This window comes from Stenotrophomonas sp. STEN147, from assembly GCF_056757995.1.
The window spans coordinates 48766-72787 of sequence record NZ_JBRRCG010000010.1 but is presented as its reverse complement, the minus strand read 5'-3'; the positions used below and the strand labels follow the sequence as shown (position 1 = coordinate 72787).

The 24022-nt window shown below is 68.1% G+C and carries 21 protein-coding genes; 15 read left to right on the top strand and 6 right to left on the bottom strand.

What is annotated here, in order from left to right; genetic code table 11:
• Positions 1 to 7: 7 nt before the first annotated feature.
• On the bottom strand, positions 8 to 1618 hold the full coding sequence (locus ACVOKU_RS11595; RefSeq protein ID WP_481559986.1) for an ATP-binding cassette domain-containing protein: 1611 nt from the start codon (positions 1616 to 1618) through the stop codon (positions 8 to 10).
• A 163-nt stretch (positions 1619 to 1781) separates the two neighbouring features.
• Positions 1782 to 2681, bottom strand: coding sequence for a LysR family transcriptional regulator (locus ACVOKU_RS11590; RefSeq protein ID WP_481559985.1), 900 nt, complete (start codon positions 2679 to 2681; stop codon positions 1782 to 1784).
• A gap of 157 nt (positions 2682 to 2838) precedes the next feature.
• Here ACVOKU_RS11590 and ACVOKU_RS11585 point away from each other — a divergent pair, with 157 nt between their 5' ends.
• Complete coding sequence (locus ACVOKU_RS11585; RefSeq protein ID WP_481559984.1) at positions 2839 to 4017, top strand: serine hydrolase domain-containing protein; 1179 nt, start codon at positions 2839 to 2841, stop codon at positions 4015 to 4017.
• Entirely contained in the window at positions 4014 to 5198 is a 1185-nt protein-coding gene (locus tag ACVOKU_RS11580) for an MFS transporter (RefSeq protein ID WP_481559983.1), read from the top strand. Before ACVOKU_RS11585 ends, ACVOKU_RS11580 begins: the two co-directional genes overlap by 4 nt.
• 3 nt (positions 5199 to 5201) lie before the next feature.
• On the opposite strand, the gene ACVOKU_RS11575 is transcribed toward ACVOKU_RS11580, so the two are convergent.
• Positions 5202 to 6818 carry an EAL domain-containing protein gene (locus tag ACVOKU_RS11575; protein WP_481559982.1) on the bottom strand — a complete coding sequence of 539 codons (1617 nt, stop codon included), beginning with the start codon at positions 6816 to 6818 and terminating at the stop codon, positions 5202 to 5204.
• Between the two features lie 226 nt (positions 6819 to 7044).
• Here ACVOKU_RS11575 and cycA point away from each other — a divergent pair, with 226 nt between their 5' ends.
• From cycA to ACVOKU_RS11555, 4 genes are all read left to right on the top strand, one after another.
• A complete protein-coding gene (cycA, locus tag ACVOKU_RS11570; protein WP_481559981.1) occupies positions 7045 to 8418 on the top strand; it encodes a D-serine/D-alanine/glycine transporter in 1374 nt (457 codons plus the stop codon).
• Positions 8419 to 8479: 61 nt separating this feature from the next.
• Positions 8480 to 9256: a lytic transglycosylase domain-containing protein gene (locus ACVOKU_RS11565; RefSeq protein WP_481559980.1), complete on the top strand. Its 777-nt coding sequence runs from the start codon at positions 8480 to 8482 to the stop codon at positions 9254 to 9256.
• 133 nt (positions 9257 to 9389) lie between these two features.
• Complete coding sequence (locus tag ACVOKU_RS11560; RefSeq protein WP_481559979.1) at positions 9390 to 10742, top strand: hypothetical protein; 1353 nt, start codon at positions 9390 to 9392, stop codon at positions 10740 to 10742.
• A 9-nt stretch (positions 10743 to 10751) separates the two neighbouring features.
• The gene (locus ACVOKU_RS11555) at positions 10752 to 12830 is read left to right on the top strand and encodes a gluconolaconase (RefSeq protein ID WP_481559978.1); all 2079 of its coding nucleotides are present in this window, start codon (positions 10752 to 10754) and stop codon (positions 12828 to 12830) included.
• Here ACVOKU_RS11555 and ACVOKU_RS11550 read toward each other — a convergent pair.
• Positions 12808 to 13212, bottom strand: coding sequence for a YciI family protein (locus tag ACVOKU_RS11550; RefSeq protein ID WP_481559977.1), 405 nt, complete (start codon positions 13210 to 13212; stop codon positions 12808 to 12810). The genes ACVOKU_RS11555 and ACVOKU_RS11550 overlap by 23 nt on opposite strands.
• A gap of 183 nt (positions 13213 to 13395) precedes the next feature.
• Between ACVOKU_RS11550 and ACVOKU_RS11545 the strand changes: the two genes are divergently transcribed.
• The 9 genes from ACVOKU_RS11545 to ACVOKU_RS11505 all read left to right on the top strand — a co-directional run bounded on the left by ACVOKU_RS11545 (position 13396) and on the right by ACVOKU_RS11505 (position 20693).
• A complete protein-coding gene (locus tag ACVOKU_RS11545; protein ID WP_053518842.1) occupies positions 13396 to 13809 on the top strand; it encodes a YciI family protein in 414 nt (137 codons plus the stop codon).
• A 51-nt stretch (positions 13810 to 13860) separates the two neighbouring features.
• Entirely contained in the window at positions 13861 to 14283 is a 423-nt protein-coding gene (locus tag ACVOKU_RS11540; protein ID WP_164151011.1) for a VOC family protein, read from the top strand.
• 38 nt (positions 14284 to 14321) lie between these two features.
• Positions 14322 to 14732: a VOC family protein gene (locus ACVOKU_RS11535; protein WP_481559976.1), complete on the top strand. Its 411-nt coding sequence runs from the start codon at positions 14322 to 14324 to the stop codon at positions 14730 to 14732.
• A gap of 30 nt (positions 14733 to 14762) precedes the next feature.
• Positions 14763 to 15119 carry a DUF1428 domain-containing protein gene (locus ACVOKU_RS11530; RefSeq protein ID WP_481559975.1) on the top strand — a complete coding sequence of 119 codons (357 nt, stop codon included), beginning with the start codon at positions 14763 to 14765 and terminating at the stop codon, positions 15117 to 15119.
• A gap of 45 nt (positions 15120 to 15164) precedes the next feature.
• Positions 15165 to 16433, top strand: coding sequence for an RNA polymerase sigma factor (locus ACVOKU_RS11525; protein WP_481559974.1), 1269 nt, complete (start codon positions 15165 to 15167; stop codon positions 16431 to 16433).
• Positions 16434 to 16487: 54 nt separating this feature from the next.
• Positions 16488 to 18137 (top strand): M28 family metallopeptidase, encoded by a 1650-nt coding sequence (locus tag ACVOKU_RS11520; protein ID WP_481559973.1) that lies wholly within the window; start codon positions 16488 to 16490, stop codon positions 18135 to 18137.
• A 159-nt stretch (positions 18138 to 18296) separates the two neighbouring features.
• The gene (locus ACVOKU_RS11515; RefSeq protein ID WP_481559972.1) at positions 18297 to 19559 is read left to right on the top strand and encodes a sensor histidine kinase; all 1263 of its coding nucleotides are present in this window, start codon (positions 18297 to 18299) and stop codon (positions 19557 to 19559) included.
• Entirely contained in the window at positions 19549 to 20316 is a 768-nt protein-coding gene (locus ACVOKU_RS11510; RefSeq protein WP_279942794.1) for a LytR/AlgR family response regulator transcription factor, read from the top strand. The genes ACVOKU_RS11515 and ACVOKU_RS11510 overlap by 11 nt, the downstream gene beginning before the upstream one ends.
• Positions 20317 to 20348: 32 nt before the next feature.
• Positions 20349 to 20693 (top strand): hypothetical protein, encoded by a 345-nt coding sequence (locus tag ACVOKU_RS11505; protein WP_065175392.1) that lies wholly within the window; start codon positions 20349 to 20351, stop codon positions 20691 to 20693.
• A gap of 39 nt (positions 20694 to 20732) precedes the next feature.
• On the opposite strand, the gene ACVOKU_RS11500 is transcribed toward ACVOKU_RS11505, so the two are convergent.
• Together ACVOKU_RS11500 and ACVOKU_RS11495 are read right to left on the bottom strand one after the other, a co-directional pair.
• The gene (locus tag ACVOKU_RS11500; protein ID WP_053518857.1) at positions 20733 to 21347 is read right to left on the bottom strand and encodes a hypothetical protein; all 615 of its coding nucleotides are present in this window, start codon (positions 21345 to 21347) and stop codon (positions 20733 to 20735) included.
• Between the two features lie 330 nt (positions 21348 to 21677).
• Complete coding sequence (locus tag ACVOKU_RS11495; protein ID WP_481559971.1) at positions 21678 to 23789, bottom strand: M13 family metallopeptidase; 2112 nt, start codon at positions 23787 to 23789, stop codon at positions 21678 to 21680.
• Positions 23790 to 24022: the final 233 nt, after the last annotated feature.

Here is a 24022-nt window from a genome sequence, read left to right as displayed (position 1 = left end):
GAAGGATTCAAGGGCGTGGGTCGTGCCATTGCCAACCGTCTGCTGTTACCTGCAGCACCTGCGTGGGCCGCAAGGCCTGCAGCAGGTGACGGTCGTGGCTGACCATCATCAACCCGCCCGGCCATGCATCCAGCAGCTGTTCCAGCGCCTGCAGTGCCCCCAGGTCCAGGGCATTGCCGGGCTCGTCGAGCAGCAGCAGCTGGGGTGCCGGGTCGGCATACAGCACGCTGGCCAGTGCGCCCTTCACCCGTTCGCCGTCGCTGAGGCTGCTGGCGGGACGCTGGATGCGCTGCGCATCCAGCCCCAGCAACGCCAGGCGCGTGCGCAGCTCGCCAGGATCGGCGGCGGGGTTGGCGGCCTGCACGCTGTCCAGAATGCTGCGCGTGCCGCACAACCCCAGCAGCTGCTGGTCCAGCAGGGCCAGCGGGGCCAGGCGCTGCACGGCGCCACTGCGGGCGGGCAGGTGATCGGCCAGCACACGCAGCAGGGTCGATTTGCCACTGCCGTTATCGCCGATCACGGCGATGCGTTGCCGGCGACGGATCTCCAGCTGCAACGGCAGGCTGCAACCGTATGGCAGTACGAGATCAGTCGCCTGCAACAGGCGCGGACTGCCACGTTCGCCCTCGCCTGCAAACAGGGCCAGCTCGGGTATGGCCTGCACGGCCGATGAAGCGGCGCGCAGCTGCGCGGCACTGGCCTGCAGGCGCTCGTTCTGGATCTGCTGCGCACGCCCGTGGCTGGCTTCTGCGCGCTGCTTCTGCCGTCCGAGCAGGATCGGTGCCTGGTTGGCCTGCTTCGCCTCGCGTGTGCCGCGTGCCTGCCGCTGCTGTTGGCGTTCGTGCTGCTCGCGCGCGCTGCGTTGCTGCCGCCGGTGCTGCGCACGTGCATGGTCAAGCTGTGCGTCGGCTGCGTCCCGCTCGGCGGCGCGTGCCTCGGCATAGTGCTGCCAGGGGCCGCCGTAGCGTCGCAGGCCGTGCGCATCCAGCTCGACGATCTGCTGCATGTGCGACAGCAGCTCGCGGTCGTGGCTGATCACCAGCAGACCACCGGTCCACTGCTGCAGCTGCGCGTAGAGCTGCTGCCGATGGCGGGCGTCAAGGTGATTGCTGGGCTCGTCCAGAATCAGCCAGTCGGCGCCACTGGCCCAGGCGCCGGAGAGCGCCACCTGCATCGCCTGGCCACCGCTGAGGCGGGCCGCCGGCTGCGCAGGATCGAGATCGTCCGGCAGCTGTTGCGCCTGCCAGTGCTGTGCCAGCCGCTCGCGTAGATCCCAATGCTCGCCGATGCAGGCGAAGTCGGCCTCGTCGATGCTGCCGGCTTCAATCCGCGCCAGTGCGGCCAGCTGCGGGCCGACGCCGGCCAGCTCGCCGACGCTGCCACGGGGTGGGTGGCCGGGCGTGGGCAGCAGGAACACGTTGCCGCTGCGGTGCACGTCGCCGCTGTCCGGCGTGATCTGCCCCGCCAGCAGGCGCGCCAGCACGCTCTTGCCGGCACCGTTGGCGCCGACCAGGCCGGCGGCGACCGGTTCAAAGGAAAACGACAGGTCTGAAAACAGCGACCGGCCATCGGCCAGTCGATACGACACGCGATCGAGCGTGAGGAAATGTGTGGTCATGCGACCTCCATGGATGCCGTGTTCTCCCCTGCGCACAGGGGCGGGAAGCGTCGGGCCGTCTAGTTCGAAGACGGCGGCATCAATGGCGCATCGGTCGCGAGCCTCAAGGAGGAATGAGCGGCCAGTATAGCGCCGGCGGCTGAACGGTCGCGCCGCAGCGTGGCTACGGCACGGTGTCCAGGCGCGCGCCGACGAAGTCGATGAACACGCGCAGCTTCGGCAGTACGTGGCGCCCCGAGGGCCACAACAGGTGGAAGGTGCCGCAGGAGTGCACGTACTGGTCCAGCACCGTCACCAGGCGCCCGTCGGCCAGCGTATCGCGCACTGAATGCACGGGCACGAAGGCCAGGCCAACATCGCGCAGGGCCAGGGCCACGCGGGCTTCGATGGTGTTGGCGACCATGTGCACGGGCAGTTCCTGCACGGGTTCGCCTTCAGGCCAGTGGATCGGCCATGGTTCCAGCTTGCCGCTGCTGGGGAAGCGGTAGTGCAGCAGCGTGTGCTGCAGCAGGTCGGCCGGGGTGCGGGGGGTACCACGCCGCTGCAGATAGGCCGGCGAGGCAACGACACGCCGGGGAAACACCCCCATCCGACGCGCGTTCATGCGCGAATCGCTGGGCTCACCCACGCGCAGCACTGCGTCGAAGCCTTCTTCGATCACGTCCACCAGGCGGTCACTGAAGTCCAGGTCGAGGCGGATGTCCGGATACGCCGCCATGAATTCGGCCATCAGCGGCAGGGTGAGGTCGCCGACCAGCGGCAGGCTGATGCGCAGGGTGCCACTGGGCGTGGCATGCGGTTGCGCCAGTTCGGTACGCGCAGCATCGCGCTCGTCGAGGATGCGCCGGCAACGGGCCAGGAACAGCTGGCCCTCCGCGGTGAGGGTGATGCTGCGCGTACTGCGGTGGAACAGGCGTACGCCCAGGGCCTGTTCCAGCCGCGCCACGCACTTGCCCGCCGCGGAGGCGGAAATGCCCTGCAGGCGCCCGGTTTCGACGAAGCTGCGGGTGTCGGCGGCATGCACGAAGGTCTGCAGGTTGGCGAGATTGTCGAGAACGGACATGGGCGTGGCAGGCAGGGGAGCGGCATGATGGCCTTCCGGTTCCGGGCATCATGCCCATTGCGGACTCCCCGGTCCATGATGCGCGGAGCGGCAACCGGCTTTTTGCCGGCGTCCAGGCTGCCTAAGGTGGCGGCCTCTCCCCCCACGGACTGCCGTCATGAATGCCGCTCTTTCTCCAGTGACTGAACCCGCCCTGCCGTCGGTGCAGCGTCTGCTGCAGCAGATGCACCCTCACCGGCTGGTCGGTGCGGTCGTGCAGGTGCGCGTGCACGGGGTGCTGCGCCACGCCAGCGCCACCGGCCTGGCCGACCGTGAACGCGGCGAACCGATGCGCCGTGACCATCTGTTCCGCCTGGCATCGGTGAGCAAGCCTCTGCTGACGGTGGTGATCCTGCGCCTGGTCGCCGAGGGCGTGCTTGATCTGGATGCGCCCGTGCAGCGCTGGCTGCCCGACTTCCGGCCGGCGCTCGCCGACGGCAGCACGCCGGCCATCAGCCTGCGCCAGCTGCTCAGTCACAGCAGCGGCCTGGGCTACCGCTTCCTGGAAGCCGATGCGCACGGCCCCTACGCGCGGGCCGGCGTCAGTGATGGCATGGATGCCAATCCGCTGTCGCTGGCCGACAACGTGCGGCGTATCGCACAGGTGCCCCTGCTGTTCCCGCCGGGCAGCCAGTGGATGTATTCGCTGGGCGTGGACGTGGCCGGGGCGGTGGCCGAAGCCGCAACCGGCGAGACCCTGCAGGCGTTGTTCGAGCGCCTGCTGGCGATGCCGCTCGGCCTGCGTGACACCGCCTTCGCAACCGGCGACGCGAGCCGCCTGGCCACGCCCTATGTCAGCGACGACCCGCTGCCGCACCGCCTGCGCGAGGGCGAGGTCGTGCCGGTGTTCCCGGAAACGGTCGGTATCGAGTACAGCCTCGCCCGGGCCACCGATGCCAGCCGCTATCCGTCGGCCGGCGCGGGTCTGATCGGCACGGCCGACGACCTGATGACGGTGCTCGAGGCGCTGCGCGACGGGCAGGCGTCTGCGCTGCTGCCGGCCCCGCTGCTGGCGCAGATGGGCACGCCGCAGGTGGGTGAGGCGGGGCCGCCGGAGCCGGCAGGCTGGGGCTTCGGCCTGGGATTTGCCGTGCTGCGCGATGCGGTTGCCGGCGCAACGCCGCAGGCGCCGGGCAGCTGGCGCTGGGGCGGTGCCTACGGCCACAGCTGGTTCGTCGACCCGGCACGGGGCCTGAGCGTGGTGGCGCTGACCAATACGCTGTACGAGGGCATGGACGGTGCATTCGTGGATGAACTGCGCGATGCGATCTACGCCGATCTGGAGGCTGCACGATGAGTGGCCACGCGATCGATGCGGCAGCCCCTGCGGGTGCGGCCTCGCGCCTGCCCTGGGCCGGCCTGCTGGCGCTGGCCGGCGGTGCCTTCATCACCCTGCTGACGGAAACACTGCCGGCCGGGGTGCTGCGGCCGATGGGTGCCAGCCTGGGGGTGAGCGATGCGGCGGTGGGTCAGCTGGTCAGCGTGTACGCGCTGGGTTCGGTACTGGCGGCGCTGCCGATGACCGCGCTGACCCAGCGCTTGCCGCGTCGTCCCCTGTTGCTGGCCGCGATCGCCGGCTTCGTGCTGGTCAATACGCTGACCGCGTTGAGCAGCAGCTATGCGCTGATCCTGGCGGCGCGCTTCCTGGCCGGCGTCAGTGGCGGCCTGCTGTGGTCGCTGGTGGCAGGTTACGCCGCGCGCATGGTGGTGCCTGAACTGCAGGGACGGGCCATCGCGGTGGCGATGATCGGATCGCCGTTGGCCCTGTCATTGGGCGTGCCGGCCGGCACCCTGCTGGGCCAGCAGATCGGGTGGCGCTGGGCGTTCGCCCTGATGAGCGTGCTGGCGGTGCTGCTGCTGGTCTATGCGCGCTGGGCCCTGCCGGCCCTGCCCGCAGCCGGCTCCGGACGGCGTGTGTCGCTGGCTGCGGTATGGCGCATGCCGGGCGTGCGCAGCACCTTGCTGGTGATGGCGCTGTACGTACTCGCGCACAACGTGCTGTACACCTACATCGAACCTCTGGCCTTGCAGGCCGGTGCGGGGGCTTGGCTGGACCGCCTGCTGCTGGCGTTCGGCATGGCAGCCCTTGTCGGTATCGCGATCGCTGGCTGGGGTGTGGACCGCCACCTGCATGCGCTGGTCTGGAGCACGGTGCTGGGCTTCATTGCCGCCGTCATGGCGCTGCTGTTGTGGCCGGTGAGCGCGACCGCACTGCTGCTGGCGACGGTCGTGTGGGGTGTGGCGTTCGGCGCGGTGCCGACCCTGTTCCAGACGGCATTGGCGCGGCGCGCCGGCGCGGCGGCCGACCTTGCGCAGTCGATGCTGGTGACCGGCTGGAACCTGGCCATTGCGGCCGGCGGCGTGGCCGGCGGCCTGGTGCTGCAGTCCGGCGACGCGCGCCATCTGGGCTGGCTGCCGCTGCTGTTGCTGGCGGCAAGTGCGGTGTGGCTGATCGCACGCCCGAAGGCCTGGGCGTAACGCTTACGGCAGTGGCTCCTGTTCGATCGGTACGCTGCGCGGGTTCTGCATCTGTTCGCGCGCTGCGCCATAGCGTTGCTGCCGTTTGTGGTGGAACGCCACGAACTCGTCACGTGGCAGCGGCCGGGAGAACAGCCAGCCCTGCCCGAACTGCACCTTCTGGCTGTGCAGATAGGCCAGCTGCGCTTCTGTCTCCACGCCTTCGGCCACGACCCACAGGCCCAGTTCGCGTGCCATGCCGATGATGTGCGGGGTGACCGGGCTGGTGGCACTGTCGGTGCCGATCGCATCGACGAAGGACTTGTCGATCTTCAGCGCATCCAGTGGCAGCTGTGCCAGGTACTGCAGGCTGGAATAGCCCACGCCGAAATCGTCGATGGCGACGCTGTGCCCGGCGCGGCGTGCCGCGGCCAGCATCGTGCGGGCCCGATCCAGGTCGAGGAAGCCGCGCTCGGTGGCCTCCATCCAGATCTGCTGCGGCAGGATGCCGCTGCCGGTCATGTGCTTGGCGATCATCTTCAACGCGCGGCCGCTGCTGATGTCTTCGGCTGCCAGGTTGATCGCCACGTGCGCGCTGCGATCGCCGACCAGCAGTTCGCGCAGGTCGCGCACCACGTTCTCGATCACCAGATCGGTGACATCGCCGATCATGCCGGCCTCTTCGGCCAGCGGAATGAACAGGTCCGGACGCACCTGGGTGCCGTCCGGACGCTGCCAGCGCACCAGCGCTTCGGCGCCCACGCAGATGCCGGTGTCCAGTTCGATGATCGGCTGGTAATGCAGGTACAGCTCGCGACGGCGGATGGCGGTGGCCAGTTCGCCCCGCAGCGACAGCCGGCGGCGCGACAACCAGATCACCAGGCCGGCACCGGCGGCGGCCAGCAGCACGCCCAGCGGCACGAACAGCCACGCCTGCTGGCGGAAGCTGGCGGTGAGCGCGGTGCGTGGGGTGGTGGCGATGGCCAGCCATTCTTCATTGCGAGCGGTGGCGTACAGCGTGTTCTGGTCCAGACCATTGCCGGGATCGCGCAGCAGGCTCTGCAGCAGCACCGGATCCATGTCGTTCTGCCGGGCCAGCAGGCGGCCGTCGGGGCTGGCCAGGGCCAGCCGCACGTTCGGATCAACGATGACATCGACGAAGCGGCGGGGATCGACCAGTACGTCGTAGGAGCCATACAGGATCGACAGCACCTTGCGGCGGCCGCTGGTCTCGGGACGCACATCGACCGCGATGCCGGCGCCGTCGCTGGTGACGTGGTCCGGCCTGGGCTGGCTCACGTCGGACAGGAACGGCCCCCATGAGGTGCACCGCAGTTTGCCGCCTTCGAAATAGCCCAGCTGATCGGCCGAAGGGGTGGTCATCACCAGCGTCTGCATGCGCCGGATGTGCTCCGGGCTGCAGGCGGGGAGTGCGGTGGCCTCGGCGGATTTCAGCGCGGCCAGCGCTTCCTGGTAGGACAGGTCCGCGCGCCGCAGGGTGCGCTCGGCGATGTCGTGCAGGCGCTGCTGCTCCACACTCACGGCGCGGTCCCACGTGGCGTAGGCCATGACGGCGATGGGAATGGCCGCCGCCAGCAGCGCCAGCGCGGTGCCGCCGATGATGATCCGCAGTCGGCTCACGTCCGGGGCTCCAGCAAGGCAGGCAGGGCAGGGCGCATGGTCGGGCCGATCCTTGGGCAGATGCGGCTATCTGAGCATGCCGCCGGGCCGGGCGGAATGGGACGAATCAGGTATTCGGTCACATTGTGGTGAAAGCGGCCAACTTTGCCGGATTCAGCCCGTCCCCAGCTGGCGCAACCGGCCCGGGAGGACTACCGTCGGACGCTTCGCCCGCCGATTCCGCGCCATGACCGACCCTGCCCACCCCCCCGAGCATCTGCGCCGCAGCCTGTCCAACCGCCACCTTCAGCTGATTGCCATCGGCGGTGCCATCGGCACCGGTCTGTTCATGGGATCGGGCAAGACCATCAGCCTGGCCGGCCCGTCCATCGTGTTCGTCTACCTGATCATCGGCGCGATGCTGTTCTTCGTCATGCGCGCGATGGGCGAACTGCTGCTGTCCAACCTGCAGTACAAATCCTTCATCGATTTTTCAACCGATCTGCTTGGGCCTTGGGCCGGCTTCTTCTGTGGATGGACCTACTGGTTCTGCTGGATCGTCACCGCCATCGCCGATGTCATCGCCATCGCTGCGTACGCACAGTTCTGGTTCCCCGACCTGGATGCGTGGATTCCGGCACTGATGTGCGTGCTGTTGCTGCTGGGGTTGAATCTGGTGACAGTGAAGCTGTTCGGTGAGATGGAGTTCTGGTTCGCGCTGATCAAGATCGTGGCGATCTGCGCGCTGATCATCACCGGCGCCGGCCTGGTGGCGTGGGGCTTCACCTCGCCCAGCGGGCACACCGCCTCGCTGGCCAACCTGTGGAACGACGGTGGCATGTTCCCGATGGGACTGGTCGGCTTCTTTGCCGGTTTCCAGATCGCGGTGTTCGCCTTCGTCGGCATCGAGCTGGTGGGAACCACCGCCGCTGAAACCGCCGACCCGGAGCGCAACCTGCCCAAGGCGATCAACTCGATCCCGGTGCGCATCATCATCTTCTACGTGCTTGCGCTGGTGGCGATCATGGCAGTGACGCCGTGGCGGCAGGTGGTGCCGGACAAGAGCCCGTTCGTGCAGCTGTTCGTACTGGCAGGCATCCCTGCCGCCGCCAGCCTGATCAATTTCGTGGTGCTGACCTCGGCAACGTCCTCGGCCAACAGCGGCATCTTCTCCACCAGCCGCATGCTGTATGGCCTGGCGGAAGAAGGCCACGCGCCGCGCGGCCTGTCGAAACTGTCGCGCGCGGCGGTGCCGGCCCGCGGGCTGCTGTTCTCCTGCCTGTGCCTGCTGGGCGGCACGCTGCTGATCTACCTGATCCCGAATCTGGTGACCGCCTTCACCCTGGTGACAACGCTGGCGACGGTGCTCTTCATCTTCGTCTGGTCGCTGATCCTGGTGGCTTACATGGTCTACCGCCGCCGTTACCCGCAGCGCCACGCGGCCTCGATCTTCAAGATGCCCGGTGGCGTGGCGATGTGCTGGGCGTGCCTGGTGTTCTTCGCGGACGTGCTGGTCCTGTTGAGCCTGCAGACCGATACCCGCCAGGCCCTGATCGCGAGCCCGGCGTGGTTCGTGCTGCTGGGCGTGGGCTACGCGCTGCGCAGCCGGATGGCCCGCTAGGGGCGCGGCCGCCACCGCATTCACCCATCGTTAGCGGGGGCGGCCGGATGATCCGGCCGCCATGACCCGCCGCCCCGTCCTCGCTGCGCTGATGCTGCTGCCCCTCCTGTGGGCCGGGACGGCGGCTGCGCGCACGGTGTACCGCTGCGTGCAGGGCAACACCGTCAGCCTGGCCACCGCGCCGGAACCCGGTTCGCGCTGCACCGCGCGAGATATCGACGACAACGCCATCCAGACCCCGAACCTGTGGGGCAACATGGGGGTGTTCAGCGGCGTGCTGTACGAACGTGAGCAGGATGGCCGGCTGGTCTATTCCACCCGCAATCTGCCGGGCTCGCGGGTGTTCCTGAAATTCACCGTGGCTACGCCACCGGGCGAGCCTGCGCATGAGGGCCTGGGCCGGGTCGGCAAGCCGCAGCTGGCGCCGCACGCGCGGCAGTTCAGGGCGGCAGCGAAGGCGACCGGTGTTGATGATGCCTGGCTGCGTGCCATCGCCCACGCCGAAAGCAACTTCGACGCGCTGGCGGTGTCCAGCAAGGGCGCCCAGGGCGTGATGCAGCTGATGCCCGAGACCGCACTGGAGTACGGGGTGAGCGACCCGTTCTCGCCACAGCAGTCGATCGACGGTGGCGCGCGCTACATGCGCGTGCTGCTGCGCCGCTACAACGGCGACCGCACGCTTGCAGCGGCCGCGTACAACGCCGGCATCGGTGCGGTGACCCGCTACAAGGGTGTACCGCCCTACGCGGAAACGCTGGCCTACGTGGACAAGGTGATGGCGTTGTACACGCGCTATCGCGAGGCGATGGGCGTCCGCATCGAGGTGCCGGCAAAGTAGCCACTCGTCGGACGGTGATTGTGGATGCCCCTCGGCCGCGGCAGGATGGCGCTGCACGGGTGCGGCGGGGAGCGCCGGCCCGGGCGTCGAGGGACGATCCGGCCTGCAGCATCGAATCCACAGGGGGATGTGCATGAAGCCTATCGGGAGCGTGGTCGCGGCATTGTTGTTCGCGATCGCATGCAATGGCTGTGCCAGCAAGAACGTGTTGTATCGCGACGCCGAACGACGACAGGACGCAACCGCGCTGTTCCTGGACCGTGAAGGAAGTCTCTACCCTGCGGCCAGCGTAGCGGTGCCGGTGCAGCAGATGCTGGAAGGGGCACGCCCGTCGTCGGCGGAGTTCGCGACGCTCCGGCATCTCTACCAGCAGTCGGCGGTGCCAGGTGCTGCCTCGGCAGAGGCGTGGCGCAGCCTGCTTGCCGATACCGGGGTGACGCCCGACGCCGCCTTCACTGACACCTGGCAGCAGATCCAGCAGGTGCTGCGTGCGCGCGCCTCGCAGCAGCTGGATCGTGCGGCGGAGGACGGCCGTGTGGTGGTGCTGCTGGTGCACGGCTACAACAACGACTACCGCGAGGCGGCCGCCTGGTACGAACGGGTGGAGCGTGATTTCCGCGAGCGCGGGGCGGCCAGCGGGCAGACGTTGTCATTCGTGCGCGTGTACTGGGATGGCCTGCATGGCAACGCGTTCCGGATCTGGGGCGCCGCCCAGCTCAACGGGCCCTACGTGGGGCTGGAGCTGCGCAGGGTGCTGGCGGGTGTGGACAACACGGACATGCCGTTGCGGGTGTTCACCCACAGCTCGGGTGCGTACGTGATGAACAACGCATTGGGCAACGGCTCTTCGCCGCTGCGCGGCATGCAGGACGCCTACTACCGTCGCGCTGCCGGTCTGGATGGCTATGGATTCCCGCCGCTGCGCAACCTGCGCATGGCCATGCTGGTGCCGGCGCAGCCGCCGACGGCGATGGCCAACTACCATCATCCGCGCCTGGAGCAGACCTTCGGCACGATCCCCGACCGGTTGATCCTGGGCCTGAGCCGGCACGATTTCGCCACCGGCAAGGGCCGCCGGCTGGGGTCGTGCAGGATGGCGGGCAACACCTGCATGGCCACCCACATCCGCTATTCCTGCGCAGCGGTACGGCGCGACCTGCGCAGCAGCGAATCGCACGGGCGAAAGCAGGTGTGGGCCGTCGCGTTTCCGCAGCCCGCGCTGAAATCGCATCCACATCCGGTAGCGTCCTACATGCAGGATGGCGACTGGAAGCTGTTCGCCGACGCGCTGCTGCTCGACACCGCGCTGGAGCCGGCCAACCAGGCTGCGCTGTGCGAGCGCAGGGTAGGGCCGCTGAAGCACAGCGATGCCTGGCCTGACGAAATCAAAGTGCGCGCTGCAACAGCACCCGAGCGTGCGGCTGAGGCCGATGCGGGTTGGCATGGGTGGCACTACTGGCTAAGTTCGTCGCTCCCCGTTGAATGATGGAACACGATGGCGCGGCGATACTGGATGGCGGCGGTTGCGGTGGCAACCGCCGGTGCATTGGCAGCGACCTTCTGGCTGCCGGACGAACCCCACCCCGACACACCTGCGGGACCAGCGCCGACGCCGCTGGCATGGACCGCGCAGATCGAACTGCTGGCCGGTGATGGCCATCCGGGCGATCGGGATGGGGCCTCCGCGCAGGCGCGCTTCGCCGATCCCTACGCGCTGCTGCGGCTGGCCGATGGCCGCGTCTACTTCACCGATGGCGGCGACAACAACCGCATCCGCCGCCGCCTGCCCGATGGCCGCGTCGAGACCGTGGCCGGGCAGGGCGAAGGTCGCGTCGATGGCCCGGCACTGCAGGCACGCTTCCACACGCCGTCCGGCATCGCCGCCGATGCACAGGGCAATCTGTACGTGGCCGACACCGGCAACCATGCGATCCGCCGCATTGGCGTCGATGGCCAGGTGACCACGGTGGCCGGCGGCGAGCAGGGATACGCCGACGGTCCCGGCGCGCAGGCACGTTTCGATGCGCCGATGGGTATCGCCTTGGATGCGCAGGGGCAGATCTACGTGGCCGATACCTGGAACGACCGGATCCGGGTGATCGGCACCGACGGCAGTGTGCGCACCCTCGCCGGGGGCGATCGGCCTGGTTTCATCGACGCGGCAGGAGGCGAGGCGCGGTTCGATACACCGGTGGCGTTGGCCTTCGACGCGCACGGAGCCCTGCTGGTGGCGGATCTGTTCAACAACGCGGTGCGTCGTGTGGGTGCCGATGGCACGGTCAGCACGTGGGTCGGCAGTGGCGGGGTCATCAACGGGCCGCTGTCGCTGGCCGCGACCCATGATGGCGTGCTGTATGTGGGCGACCTCGAGGGACGCGTGGTGCAGGTCACCGCACAGGGCCACCAGATCGCACTGGTGGGCAATGACCGGCTGCCGCGGCTGGCGCGCCCCAGCGGCCTGGCGCTGGATGCGGATGGCAGCCTGCTGGTGGCCGACGCGGCCGGATACCGGCTGCATCGGCTGCGGCCGCTGCCGGTGGGCGAGCTTCCGGCCCCTGCGCTGGTTGGACCTGCCGCTGATGCAGCACTGCCGGACACGGCCGGGCGCTGGCCGCTGGCACCGCAGGAGGGCTGGCACGAGGTGGTCGGCACGCTGGGCGAGGTGCGGGGCAATTTCAGGGGGGAGAGCCGGCACCATCTGCACGGCGGCTTCGATGTGCGCGGCGATGTCGGCCAGACCGTGCTGGCCATTGCCGAGGGCAAGATCAGCAGCCCGGTGGCCAGCTGGAGCCTGGGCGGGCAGGGCGAAGGGCTGGCGGTGGACCGGCTGAAATACATCCACATGCGGGTGGGCCGCACGCCGCGCGGGGAACCGTTCGACGCGCGCTGGCAGGCGCTGTATGACGACCAGGGCGCGCTGGAACGCATCCGCGTGCGCCGGGGCACGCGCATCCACGTGGGCGATCGCCTGGGCAGCATCAACAGCCAGGCGCACGTGCATCTGGCGGTGGGCACCAGCGGCTTTGAAACCAACGCGGTCGCGCTGGGGTTCCGCAACTTCGCCGATCACTTCGCGCCGCGCATCACCGAGGTGGCGCTGCTGGACGCCAACGACCAACCGATGACGGCGGGGAGCGACGGCAGCGTGATGGTCGCGCGGCAGGGACGGGGCGTGCAGATCGTGGTCGAGGCCTGGGACCAGGTCGACAACAACCTGGCCCGGCGCAGGCTGGGCGCGTACCAGGTGGGCTACCAGATCCTGGATACGGCCGGTCGGCCGCTGCAGGGCTACGAGCAGCCGCGCTGGAACATCGTGTTCAACCGTATGCCGCCGCAGAATGCCGCCGTGAAGGTTGCCTACGCACCGGACAGCGGCATCACGGTGCACGGCAGCGCCGTCACCCGTTTCCGCTACCTGGTCACCAACACCGTGCGCGATGGCCTGATGGAGACCGGTCGCTGGCAGCCGGCAGCCCTGCCGCCGGGGGACTACATCGTGCGTGCCAGCGTGCGCGACTACAGCGGCAACGAGGGCATCGGCAAGCGCGAGGTCAGAGTACGGCTGCTGCCATAGCGGGCGGGGCGCCGCAGCGCTCGCGCTCGGCGTCCATGTCCTCCAGCGGGCGCACTTCGATGCTGCCGAAGCGTGCCCACGGGAACTCGCGCGCGATGCGCATCGCCTCGTCACGGTCGCGCGCGACAATGAGATTGAAGCCGGCCAGCAGCTCGCGGGTTTCGGCGAACGGGCCATCCAGCACCCGGCTGTGGCCATCGCGGACGCGCAGGGTCTGCGCGGTATCCACCGGCTGAAGTTTCTGGGCCAGCAGCAGCGTGCCTTCGGCCTGCAGCCTGTCGGCGTGGGCCAGGCAGTCGCGCATCAGGCTGTTGAACGCCTCGGTCGGCAGGGCCTGCAGCAAGGCAGGTTCGATGTAGATCAGAAGCAGGTACTGCTGCATGGCGCGATCCTGGCGGGGCGGGGCGGACCTGCATGATCGCGCAGGTTTGCGCCGGGGCATGTTGCAGCGCGGGAGACCGGTCCCCGCCCCCCCCCAAAAAAACTTTCAGAATTTGTCGATTCCCCGTTCCCTCGTTCGTTGTAACAGTGAAGGGCGCGCACCTGCGTCCCACGGGAGACCCACATGAAAGTCATGGTGATCGTCAAAGCCAACGCCGATTCCGAAGCCGGGCGCCTGCCCAGCGAGCAGGAGCTGACGGCCATGGGCGCCTACAACGAACAGCTGGTTGCCGCCGGCATCATGCTGGCCGGTGAAGGCCTGCATGCCACCGCGCGTGGCCGCCGCATTCACTTCGGCGGCGCTGGACCGCAGGTCGAGAGCGGCCCGTTCGCGCCCGTCGCCGACCAGATCGCAGGCTTCTGGCTGTGGAATGTCCGCTCGCTCGACGAGGCCGTGGAATGGGCCAGCCGCGCCCCCTTCGGCAGTGGTGGCACGCTCGAGGTGCGCCCGCTGATCTCCGCCGAAGACTTCGGCGAAGCCTTCACCCCCGAATTACAGCAGCAGGAACAGCGTCTGCGCGAGCAGCTCGAAGGCTGAGCCCCGCCGCGCCGTGAACACTCGACATCTTCAACCGAACGGAGCACCCCAATGAAACTGATTCCCTTCCTTGGCTTCAGCGGCCAGGCCCACGAGGCGATGGCCTTCTACGCCAAGGCCCTGGGTGGCCAGGTCACCTCGGAAATGAAGTACCGCGACATGCCGCCCTCCGACGGCTCGCCGGGGTGCAACGAGATGCCGGCCGACACCCTTGACCACGTGGCCCACAGCCAGCTGGAAATCGGCAGTGCCATCCTGATGGCCGCCGACGGCCCCGGTGCCGGCGACGGCGGCTCGACCACCATCAATGTCGATGTCGACAGCATCGAGGAAGCCGAGCGCGTGTTCGCTGCGCTGGCCGATGGGGGCCAGGTGCAGATGCCGATTGCCGAGACGTTCTGGGCGCACCGCTGGGGCATGTTGACCGATCGCTATGGCAAGCCGTGGATGGTCAACTGCATGAAGCAGCCCTGATCGCCCGCCTTCTTTCCATTTTCCAGGGAACCCGAACAATGAGCACACCGCAACCGCAGATGATCTTCGTCAACCTGCCCGTGCAGGATCTGGAGAAGTCCAAGGCCTTTTTCGCCGCACTGGGCTACCACTTCAATCCGGCGTTCACCGATGAGAACGCGGCCTGCATGGTGGTCAGCGACAGCATCTTCGTGATGCTGCTGGTCAAGCCGTTCTTCCAGCAGTTCACCACCAAGGCGATCGCCGATGCGCAGGCGCAGACCGAGGTGATCACCTGCCTGTCCGCCGACAGCCGCAACGCGGTGGACGTGATGGTGGACAAGGCGCTTGCCGCCGGTGCCAGTGAACCGCAGCCGGCGCGCGACTACGGTTTCATGTACCAGCGTGGCTTCCAGGACCTGGACGGACATCTCTGGGAAATCGCCCACATGGACGGCGAGCCGGGCTGAGCGGCCACGCCCGACGACAGGAGAACGCTCATGGCTTACGTCGATGCCTATGTGCTGCCGTGCCCCCAGGACAAGGTGGCGGCCTACCGCCGTCTTGCCCGCAAGGCCGGTGCGGTGTGGAAGGATCACGGTGCGCTTCAGTACATGGAATGCGTAGCCGACGACGTCGAACCGGGCACGTCGACCTCGTTCCCGCGTGCGGTGAAGGCCAAGCCGGGCGAGACCGTGATCGTGGCCTTCGTGGTGTTCCGGTCGCGTGCTGCACGTGACCGCATCAACGCGAAGGTGATGGCGGATCCGCGCCTGGCCGACATCGGCCCGAAGGACATGCCGTTCGATACCCGGCGGATGTTCTGGGGCGGCTTCAGGCCCATCGTCGAAGCGTGACTGCCGGTGCTTGTGCGGCGGGAGCGTGCATGCTGTGATCGACGCATGCACGAGCCCTCCCTGACCCAGCGCCTGGAGACTCTCTGGCGGATGGAATCGCCAGTGTTGATCGCGCGCCTGGCGCGGCTGCTCGGCGGTGATGTCGGCCGTGCCGAGGAACTGGCCCAGGACACCTGGCTGGCCGCGCTGGAGCGTTGGCCGGAGCAGGGCATCCCGGACAATCCTGGAGCCTGGCTGATGACCACCGCGCGCAACCGGGCCATCGATGTACTGCGCCAGCACCAGCGGGTGGCGCAGCAGCATGCGCAGTGGGGCGAGGCACTGCATCCGGCCGCGCTGCCGGCACCGGACGACAGCACCGCGCTGGAAGACGATCTTGGCGACGATCTGCTGCGCCTGATGTTCGTGGCGTGCCATCCGGTACTGCCCGCCGACGCGCGCGTGGCGCTGACCCTGCGCCTGCTCGGCGGGCTGACCACGAGCGAGATCGCCCGCGCGTTCCTGCAGCCGGAACCGACCATCGCCCAGCGCGTGGTGCGTGCCAAGCGCACGCTCGCGCAGAAGCAGGTGCCCTATGAAGTGCCGCGTGCCGAAGCGTTGCCCGCGCGCCTGGCCTCTGTGCTGGAAGCGATCTACCTGGTGTTCAACGAAGGCTATGCCGCCAGTGCCGGCGATGACTGGATGCGGCCAGCGCTGTGCGAGGAGGCGCTTCGCCTGGCGCGCATTCTCGCCCATCGCATGCCGGCCGCCGCCGTGCTGGGACTGCTGGCACTGATGGAACTGCAGGCGTCGCGCGCCGCGGCGCGGGTGGATGCGCAGGGCCGGCCGATGCTGCTGGACCAGCAGAACCGCGCACGCTGGGACTGGCTGCAGATCGAGCGCGGGCGGCAGGTGCTGGTGCGCGCGCTGTCGGCCGGCGGTAGCGACGATCCCTACGTGCTGCAGGCCTGCATTGCCGAGTGCCACGCAACGGCGCGCCGGGCCGACCAGACCGATTGGGCGCGCATCGCCGGGCTGTATTCGCGGCTGCTGCAGATCCAGCCTTCGCCTGTGGTGGCGTTGAACCGGGTGGTGGCCATCCTGCGCAGTGAGGGCGCGTTCGCTGCCTGGGCGCATCTGCAGCCGCTGCTCTCCGATGACCGTCTGCGTGACTACGCACCGTTGCAGGTCGTCCGTGGCGAAGTGCTGCAGCACCTGGGTCGGGTCGAAGACGCCCGGCAGGCGTTCCAGGCCGCTGCCGCGCTCACCGACAACGTGCGCGAACGCGATCACCTGCTGGCACGGGCCCATCCGACAGTGCCAAAAGCGCCTTAAATCCGTCGGGCCCCTTTTGTACACTCGGCGGGGATTTCCCTGCTGGAGAGAGCAATGAAGCGAGTAGCACTGGGCGTGCTGGCCCTGTCGGTGTCGGGCGCGCTGATGGCGGCCACGCCGAAATTCGATGGCGCGCGGATTTCCGCCGACGTGAAGGAGCTGGCCTCGGACGCCTATGAGGGCCGTTCGCCGGCCACGGCAGGCGAAGCGAAGACGATCGCCTACCTGAGCAAGCAGTTTGCCGACGCCGGGCTGCAGCCGGGCGGCGACCTGAAGGATGGCAAACGCTTGTGGACCCAGGCCGTGCCGCTGCGCAAGGGCGACATCGTGGGGACGCCGCAGCTGGCCCTGCATCAGGGTGACAGGACCATCGCGCTGGAGCAGGGCAAGCAGATCGCCGTGCGCGCGGCCATGAACGGCGCCAGCACGGTGGACATCAGCAAGGCGCCGCTGGTCTTCCTCGGCTACGGCGTGAAGGCACCGGAGCGCAACTGGGACGACTTCAAGGGCGTGGACCTGAAGGGCAAGATCGCGGTCGTGCTGATCAACGACCCGGACTTCGAGACCGGCAAGGGCGACTTCGACGGCAAGGGCATGACCTGGTACGGCCGCTGGCCCTACAAGTACGAGGAAGGCGCACGCCAGGGCGCGCTGGGCGTGCTGATCGTGCATGAGACCGCACCGGCCTCGTACGGCTGGGCCACGGTGGCCGGCTCCAACACCAACACCATGTTCGATGTGGTGCGCGATAACCCGGCCGACAGTCACCCCCTGCTGGAAGGCTGGATCCAGCGCGACCTGGCCGTGGAGCTGTTCCGCGCGGCCGGCCAGGATTTCGAGGCACTGAAGAAAAAGGCGCAGCAGCGCGACTTCACGCCGGTCACGCTGACCGGCGCCAGCCTGGACGCGAAGTATGCGGTGAAGACCGAAGTGATCACCTCGCACAACGTGGCGGCGCGGCTGGAAGGCAGCAGCCACCCGGACGAGACCGTGATCTACAGCGCCCACTGGGACCACATCGGCGTGGGCGAGCCCGATGCCCGCGGCGACCGCATCTTCAACGGTGCGCTGGACAATGCCAGTGGCACCGCTTCGCTGATCGAACTGGCCCGTGGCTTCGCCAAGGGCAAGCAGCCGCAGCGCTCGCTGCTGTTCCTGGCGGTCACCGCCGAAGAAAAGGGCCTGCTGGGTTCGGAGTACTACGCGACCCATCCGTTGTATCCGCTGGAGAAGACCGTGGCGGTGATCAACATGGATGGCATGGCGCCGTTCGGCCCCTCGCGCGACTTCGGCATCTACGGTGCCGCGCGCTTCGAGCTGCTGGACCAGCTGAAAGAGGTGGCCAAGGGCTGGGACATCCGCTATACGCCCGATCCGAAGCCGGAAGCGGGCCTGTTCTTCCGCTCTGACCATTTCCCGTTCGCCAAGCGCGGCGTGCCGGCGCTGTCCTGGTCGGCCGGACAGGACTGGGTGGACGGGGGCGTGGCTGCTGGCAGGAAGGCGTCGGAGGACTACACCGCCAAGCGCTACCACCAGCAGGGCGACGAGTGGCAGCCGGACTGGGTGTTCGCCGGCGCCGCCCGCGACCTGGAGGTGCTGTACACCCTGGGCAACCAGCTGGCGAACTCGCGCAGCTGGCCGAACTGGAGCAAGGACGAGTCGTTCCGCGCCGTGCGTGACGAAAGCGCGGGGCAGCGGAAGTAAGGGAAGGCGGGGCGCTGCCCCGCCCCCCGGTAGCGCCGGGCCACGCCCGGCGTTTCCGGGAGGGGTTCCATCGCGCCTTTCCCGCACTTCGTCGCAGGCCGCTTGTCTGCCCGGCAGGCCGCCCTATGCTCGGCTTACCCCTTTCACCAAGGCGCCGCCGTGTTCGCCAGCCTCACTCTCATTTTCCGTCATCTGCTGGCCTGGGCCGCGGCGCTGGTCGTGGCCGGCATGGTCTGGAGCGGCATCTTCAGCGGCATGAACGATGGCCCGGGCTGGATCTTCGGCCTGCTGGCGATGTTCCTGATGATTACCGCGCTGGGCAGTGCGATCAGCCATGTGCGCCGGGTCTGGCTGGTGGCCGGGCGCCTGGACGCGAGCACGCTGTCCGGGCGCCAGCGTCGGCAGGTGGAGCTGCCGATGGATGCCGGCCAGGCCTTTGCCGTGGTCGAGGCGGCCGTGGCCGAGCTGCCCCGGGTGGAGGACGTGGAAAGCGCGGCCGGCAGCCTGCAGGTGCGCGCCTACGTGCGCCGCGTCGACCCCTGGAACGGCCGCCAGCCCTCGCGCTGGAACCTGCCCGCGCGGCTGGCGATCAAGCGCAACGGTGTGCTGGCTACGGTCACGCCCGGGCAGGGCACCAGTACCGTCACCCTGCTGTTCGAGCCCGATGCGGGCTGGTGGGCCGATCTGCTGGCGCTGGACGAAGGCAGCAACTACGAGAATGCCGAAGCGGTCACCCGTGCGATCAGCCGTCGGGTGGCCGACCAGCGCCGCACCGAGCAGGCCGCGGCGGAGCAGACCCAGGTGGAAAAGGAGCTGTCGGTGGCGCGCCTGAACCTGCTGCACGCGCAGGTCGAGCCGCACTTCCTGTACAACACGCTGGCCAATGCCCAGGTGCTGACCCGCACCGATCCGGCGCGGGCCGAGCAGATGCTGGGGCACCTGATCCAGTACCTGCGCAGTTCGTTGCCGCAGGTGGACGAATCGATGTCGACCCTCGGCGTGGAGCTGGAGCGTACCCGCGCGTACCTAGAGATCCTGCGGATCCGCATGGGCGCAAGGCTGGCGGTGGAGGTGCAGGTGCCGCCGGAACTGCATGCGGTGAAGCTGCCGGCGATGGCGCTGCAGACGCTGGTCGAGAACGCGATCAAGCACGGCCTGGAGCCCAAGCCCGGAGGTGGAACGATCTGGATCCTGGCGCGCGGCTTCGACGACCACGTGACGGTGACCGTGGCCGATGATGGGCTGGGCTTCGGCCAGGGCACCACCAGTGGCACCGGCATCGGCCTGAAGAACCTGCGCGAGCGGCTGCGCCTGACCTGCGGCGAGCAGTCCGGCGTAGCGATCGTCGCCAATTTCCCCAGCGGCGTTGCTGCGACCATGACATTGCCGCCATCCAGCAAGGAGCGCAGCCATGCCGCTTGAAGCCCTGATTGCCGAGGACGAGGAACTGCTGCGGCAGTCGCTGGTGGACCAGCTGCGCCGGCTGTGGCCGGAGCTGAAGCTGGTGGCCGAGTGCGAAGACGGCGCCAGTGCACTGGAGCAGCTGGCCGAGAAGCAGCCGGACATCGCGTTCCTCGACATCCGCATGCCGGGCATCACCGGCATCGAGGTCGCGCGTGCACTGTCCGAGCTCAGCCCGCGCACGCAGGTGGTGTTCGTCACCGCCTATGACCAGTACGCCATCGATGCCTTCGAACAGGGTGCGATGGACTACCTGCTCAAGCCGGTCAGCGATGAGCGCCTGCTGGCCACGCGCGAGCGCCTCCTGGCGCGGTTGCCCTCCACGCGCCACGATGATGCGGTGCTGGAACGCCTTCTGCAGCGTCTGGGACCGGGACAGAACGGTGACCGCCCGCCGCTGGCGTGGATCACCGCCAGCAATGGCCGCGAGACCCAGCTGATCATGCTGGAGGACGTGGTCTACTTCCGCGCGGACAACAAGTACACCACCGTGATCACCGCCGCCGGCGAGAGCCTGCTGCGCACCCCGCTGCGCGAACTGCTGGAAGTGCTCGATCCGCAGCACTTCCGCCAGATCCACCGCTCGACCATCGTCAACATGAAATCGGTCGCTGCGGTCAGCCGCGACGATACCGGGCGCGGTGTGCTGCGCCTGCGCCAGCGGCCGGAGACGCTGGTGGTGAGCCAGCCCTTCATGAGCCTGTTCCGCGGCATGTAGCCGCGACGTTGCATCTGCCCCGAGGAATGACCATGCCCCGTCTGCTGCTTGTGTGTGCTGTGCTGCTGGCACTGGCCGGCTGCGAAAAATCCAGTAATTCCTCGATTACCCGCGCGCGCGCCAACGGCGTGGACACGCTGTACAGCAAGGGCACCGTCGTCGATGGCCAGGCGCGGTTCCAATGCATCGCCAGCAGCAGTGGCCGGTGCCACTATCTCGTGCTGGATCCGGCCTGCAGCACCGAGGCCACCTGCGCCACGCCGCCCCTGCGGCGTTTTTCGGTGGCCGTAGGCCAAACCGAAACCATGCGAGGCCTGCCCGAGGGCTTCCAGCAATGCGTCAGCCAGGACCCGATAGAACAATGCCACCGTGAGTGATCACGGTGGCATTGTGGACCCCCCCGTTTTCCGCAAGGGTCAGTAGGCAGGCTGCAGTGTCAGTTCGTGATGGTGTTCGGTTTCGCCTACATGGTTCAGCCGGCCGACCAGTTCGGAGTGCTGCTTCATCCGTCCGATCTCGGTCATGATGCGGATGTCCTCATGGCGCAGCTCGCGCCTGGCGGTGACCGCCTGCTTGTAGTCCAGCACTTCCGGGTAGTGCTCGGCCAGGTCCAGCGCCTCGGCCACATGCTCGACACTGTCGGCCTTGGAACTGATGCGGGCCCGGCTGTTGAAGGCTTTCATCCAGCGCTCGAAGCCGGCCTGCTGGTCGAACATGTTGGCCATGAACCAGATCACGAACAGGATCGAGACCCATGAGCCGAACACGATCACCACGCGGGTGAAGGTGATATGGAAGTCGTCACGCCACAGGTAGTTGGCGATCAGGCCCAGAATCACCAGCGACGCCGCCTGCCAGCCGATGATGGAGGCGATCAGCCACTGGCACTTGGCCTGGGCCAGCACCGCCACTTCATCACGGATCTGCTGCTCGCTGAGATTGCGCCAGTGCGCGACCTGTTTGTCGAACGGGCTGCTGTAGAGCTCGTTGTCGCGAAGCAGAATTCCCAAACCCTTGAACAAAGCAATCATGGCTGGCTCCTTGTGGAACGTGCGTCGATCAGCGTTGGACGGTGTGGCGGGTTCAGTTCTAGCACTTCCAGCGAGCGGTGCAATGGGCGGAACGCCAAGCGGCGTAAGGGTCTTGTCCGGCCGGGTGAAGTTTTGTGCGGTGCAGCATAGTGCCCGCAGCCTGCGACAGGATGTCGCAGGGTGAAACGTGCTGCGGGCGCACATGAAACCGGGGATGAGCAGGACTCCCGGAGATCGGCCTCGTCTTCGGCCTGAATCGGCACCGACCGCGCAGCCCGCCGCGCCGGTGCAGATGAAAACGGGCGCCTCGCGGCGCCCGTTTCCCTCATCTCACCAGACTTTGACCCGCTTGTCGGGGGCCAGGTACAGCTTCTGGCCCTCCTTCACCTCGAACGCCGGGTACCAGGCGTCGATGTTGCGCACGGTGAGCGCGCGGAACTGGCCCGGCGCGTGCACGTCGGTCAGCAGCGAATTGCGCAGCGCCTGCTCGCGGCTCTTGCTGCGCCATGCCTGGGCGAAGCCGAGGAAGAAGCGCTGGTCCGGGGTGAAGCCTTCCAGGGTCTGGCCCGGCTTGCCCTGCAGCGACAGCTGGTAGGCGTCGTAGGCCGTTCCCAGACCGGCGACGTCGGCGATGTTCTCGCCCAGCGTCAGCTTGCCGTTGACGTGCACGCCGGGGAACGGCTCGTAACTGCTGAACTGGGCCGCGAGCGCGTCGCCGGCGGCGTTGAACTGCTTCAGGTCCTCGGCGGTCCACCAGTTGTGCAGCTTGCCGGTCTCGTCGAACAGCGCGCCGGCATTGTCGAACCCGTGGCTGATCTCATGGCCGATCACCGCACCGATCGCACCGTAGTTCACCGCATCATCGGCGGCCCCATCGAAGAACGGCGGCTGCAGGATCGCGGCCGGGAACACCAGGCGGTTCTCCAGCGGCACGTTCATCGCGTTGATGGTCTGCGGCAGCATCGCCCACTCACCGTGGTCGACCGGCTTGCCCAGCTTGGCGATGTTGCGCTGGTACTCGAACAGTTCGGCGCGCTGTGCATTGCCCAGCGGATCGTCGCGGCGGATTTCCAGACCGCTGTAATCGCGCCATTTTTCCGGATACCCCATGCCCACGGTCAGGCCGGCCACCTTTGCCTTGGCGCTGGCCTTGGTCTGCGGCGACATCCACGACAGCGCGTCGATGCGCCTGGCGAACGCGGCGATGATGTTCTTCGCCATTTCGTCCGCGCGCTCCTTGGTCCTGGCGTCGAAGTGCTTCTCGACATAGCGCTTGCCGATGGCCTCACCGACGGCGTGGTTGGCATCATCCACCGCGCGCTTCCAGCGATCGCTCTGCTGCGGCGTGCCGCTCAGCGCGGTGCCGTGGAAGGCGAAGCGGGCATCGGCGAACTTCTTCGGCAGGTACGCTGCGGCGCGATCCAGCGCATGGAAGGCCAGGTAATCCTTCCAGACCTCCAGCGGCTCGGTGGCCACCAGCCTGGACAGGCCGGCCACCGCCCTGGGCTGCCAGACGATGAAGTCCTGCTGCTTGCCCAGTGCTGCGGCATCGAGGAAAGCGGTCCAGTCCATGCCCGGGGCCTTGGCGTTGAAGTCAGCCTGGGTCCAGGGGTTGGCACCCTTGGTCACGTCGTTGGTTTCTTCCTGGGTGGCGTGCGCCTGCGCGATCTTCGTTTCCAGCGCAACGATGCGCTGCGCCTTGCCGGCCGGGTCGGCGCTGCCGGCCAGCTGCAGGAGCTGCGCGATATAGGCCTGGTACTGCTTGCGCAGTTCGGCCATGCGGCCGTCGCCCAGATAGAAGTCGCGGTCGGGCATGCCAAGTCCGCCCTGTACCAGATACGGCGCGGTGCGGTCAGGCTGCAGCAGATCGACCGAGACCCACAGGCCGAACAGGCGGTCGGTGTAGAAGTTGGTGGCATTGAGCAGGTCGACATCGGCGCGCATGTCGCCGCCCAGCGCGCGGGCCAGGCCGGCCTTGTCAGTGATCGCTTCGATCGCCTTCAGCTGCGGCTGCACCGGCGCGATACCCCGCTGCTCGATGCCGGCCTCATCCATGAACGCGGCGTAGTAATCGCCGATCAGCTTGTCCTCGCCGCTGGCCTGGGCATTGCCGGCAGCGCCTTCGAGGATGGCGCGGGTGTCGGCCTGGGTCTTCTCCGCGATGACGTTGAAGCTGCCGAAGCGCGAGCGGTCGGCGGGGATCTGGGTGTTCTTCACCCAGGTGCCATTGGCGAAGCCGAAGAAATCGTCGCCGGCGGCGATGCTGCGATCCATGCCGCTGGCATCGAAGCCGAAGCTGCCCAGCATCGGCTTGGCGGCTGCGGGGGCGGATGCGGCCGGCGCGGCGGTACTGGCCGCCGGATCGGCGGCGCGGTCGCAGGCGGCCAGGGACAGGCTGGCAGCAATGGCCAGTGCCAGGGTGGGACGGCGCAGCTTGGACATGGACTTCTCTTGCGGCGGGAAAACGCCAAGTCTAATCCGCTCCGATGCGATGGGTCGCACCGTTGTGGCGCAAGGCTGTGCAGGATCTGGCTGAACACGGTGCGGCGATCTTCACGCCGTCACCGCCGTGGTGCATGCTGCATGCCGGACCCCTGCGCGGACGCAGGCAGGTGACCCGGCGTGGCGGGCCCGGCGGTCAAGAATGGCAGTCGCCGGCCGCTGAGGTCGGGGAT

What these genes read in the sequence shown, in the direction of transcription:
- ACVOKU_RS11595 (WP_481559986.1), bottom strand. Translation starts at nt 1,618, where the DNA reads ATGACCACACATTTCCTCACGCTCGATCGCGTGTCGTATCGACTGGCC.
- ACVOKU_RS11590 (WP_481559985.1), bottom strand. Translation starts at nt 2,681, where the DNA reads ATGTCCGTTCTCGACAATCTCGCCAACCTGCAGACCTTCGTGCATGCC.
- ACVOKU_RS11585 (WP_481559984.1), top strand. Translation starts at nt 2,839, where the DNA reads ATGAATGCCGCTCTTTCTCCAGTGACTGAACCCGCCCTGCCGTCGGTG.
- ACVOKU_RS11580 (WP_481559983.1), top strand. Translation starts at nt 4,014, where the DNA reads ATGAGTGGCCACGCGATCGATGCGGCAGCCCCTGCGGGTGCGGCCTCG.
- cycA (WP_481559981.1), top strand. Translation starts at nt 7,045, where the DNA reads ATGACCGACCCTGCCCACCCCCCCGAGCATCTGCGCCGCAGCCTGTCC.
- ACVOKU_RS11565 (WP_481559980.1), top strand. Translation starts at nt 8,480, where the DNA reads ATGACCCGCCGCCCCGTCCTCGCTGCGCTGATGCTGCTGCCCCTCCTG.
- ACVOKU_RS11560 (WP_481559979.1), top strand. Translation starts at nt 9,390, where the DNA reads ATGAAGCCTATCGGGAGCGTGGTCGCGGCATTGTTGTTCGCGATCGCA.
- ACVOKU_RS11555 (WP_481559978.1), top strand. Translation starts at nt 10,752, where the DNA reads ATGGCGCGGCGATACTGGATGGCGGCGGTTGCGGTGGCAACCGCCGGT.
- ACVOKU_RS11550 (WP_481559977.1), bottom strand. Translation starts at nt 13,212, where the DNA reads ATGCAGCAGTACCTGCTTCTGATCTACATCGAACCTGCCTTGCTGCAG.
- ACVOKU_RS11545 (WP_053518842.1), top strand. Translation starts at nt 13,396, where the DNA reads ATGAAAGTCATGGTGATCGTCAAAGCCAACGCCGATTCCGAAGCCGGG.
- ACVOKU_RS11540 (WP_164151011.1), top strand. Translation starts at nt 13,861, where the DNA reads ATGAAACTGATTCCCTTCCTTGGCTTCAGCGGCCAGGCCCACGAGGCG.
- ACVOKU_RS11535 (WP_481559976.1), top strand. Translation starts at nt 14,322, where the DNA reads ATGAGCACACCGCAACCGCAGATGATCTTCGTCAACCTGCCCGTGCAG.
- ACVOKU_RS11530 (WP_481559975.1), top strand. Translation starts at nt 14,763, where the DNA reads ATGGCTTACGTCGATGCCTATGTGCTGCCGTGCCCCCAGGACAAGGTG.
- ACVOKU_RS11525 (WP_481559974.1), top strand. Translation starts at nt 15,165, where the DNA reads ATGCACGAGCCCTCCCTGACCCAGCGCCTGGAGACTCTCTGGCGGATG.
- ACVOKU_RS11520 (WP_481559973.1), top strand. Translation starts at nt 16,488, where the DNA reads ATGAAGCGAGTAGCACTGGGCGTGCTGGCCCTGTCGGTGTCGGGCGCG.
- ACVOKU_RS11510 (WP_279942794.1), top strand. Translation starts at nt 19,549, where the DNA reads ATGCCGCTTGAAGCCCTGATTGCCGAGGACGAGGAACTGCTGCGGCAG.
- ACVOKU_RS11505 (WP_065175392.1), top strand. Translation starts at nt 20,349, where the DNA reads ATGCCCCGTCTGCTGCTTGTGTGTGCTGTGCTGCTGGCACTGGCCGGC.
- ACVOKU_RS11500 (WP_053518857.1), bottom strand. Translation starts at nt 21,347, where the DNA reads ATGATTGCTTTGTTCAAGGGTTTGGGAATTCTGCTTCGCGACAACGAG.
- ACVOKU_RS11495 (WP_481559971.1), bottom strand. Translation starts at nt 23,789, where the DNA reads ATGTCCAAGCTGCGCCGTCCCACCCTGGCACTGGCCATTGCTGCCAGC.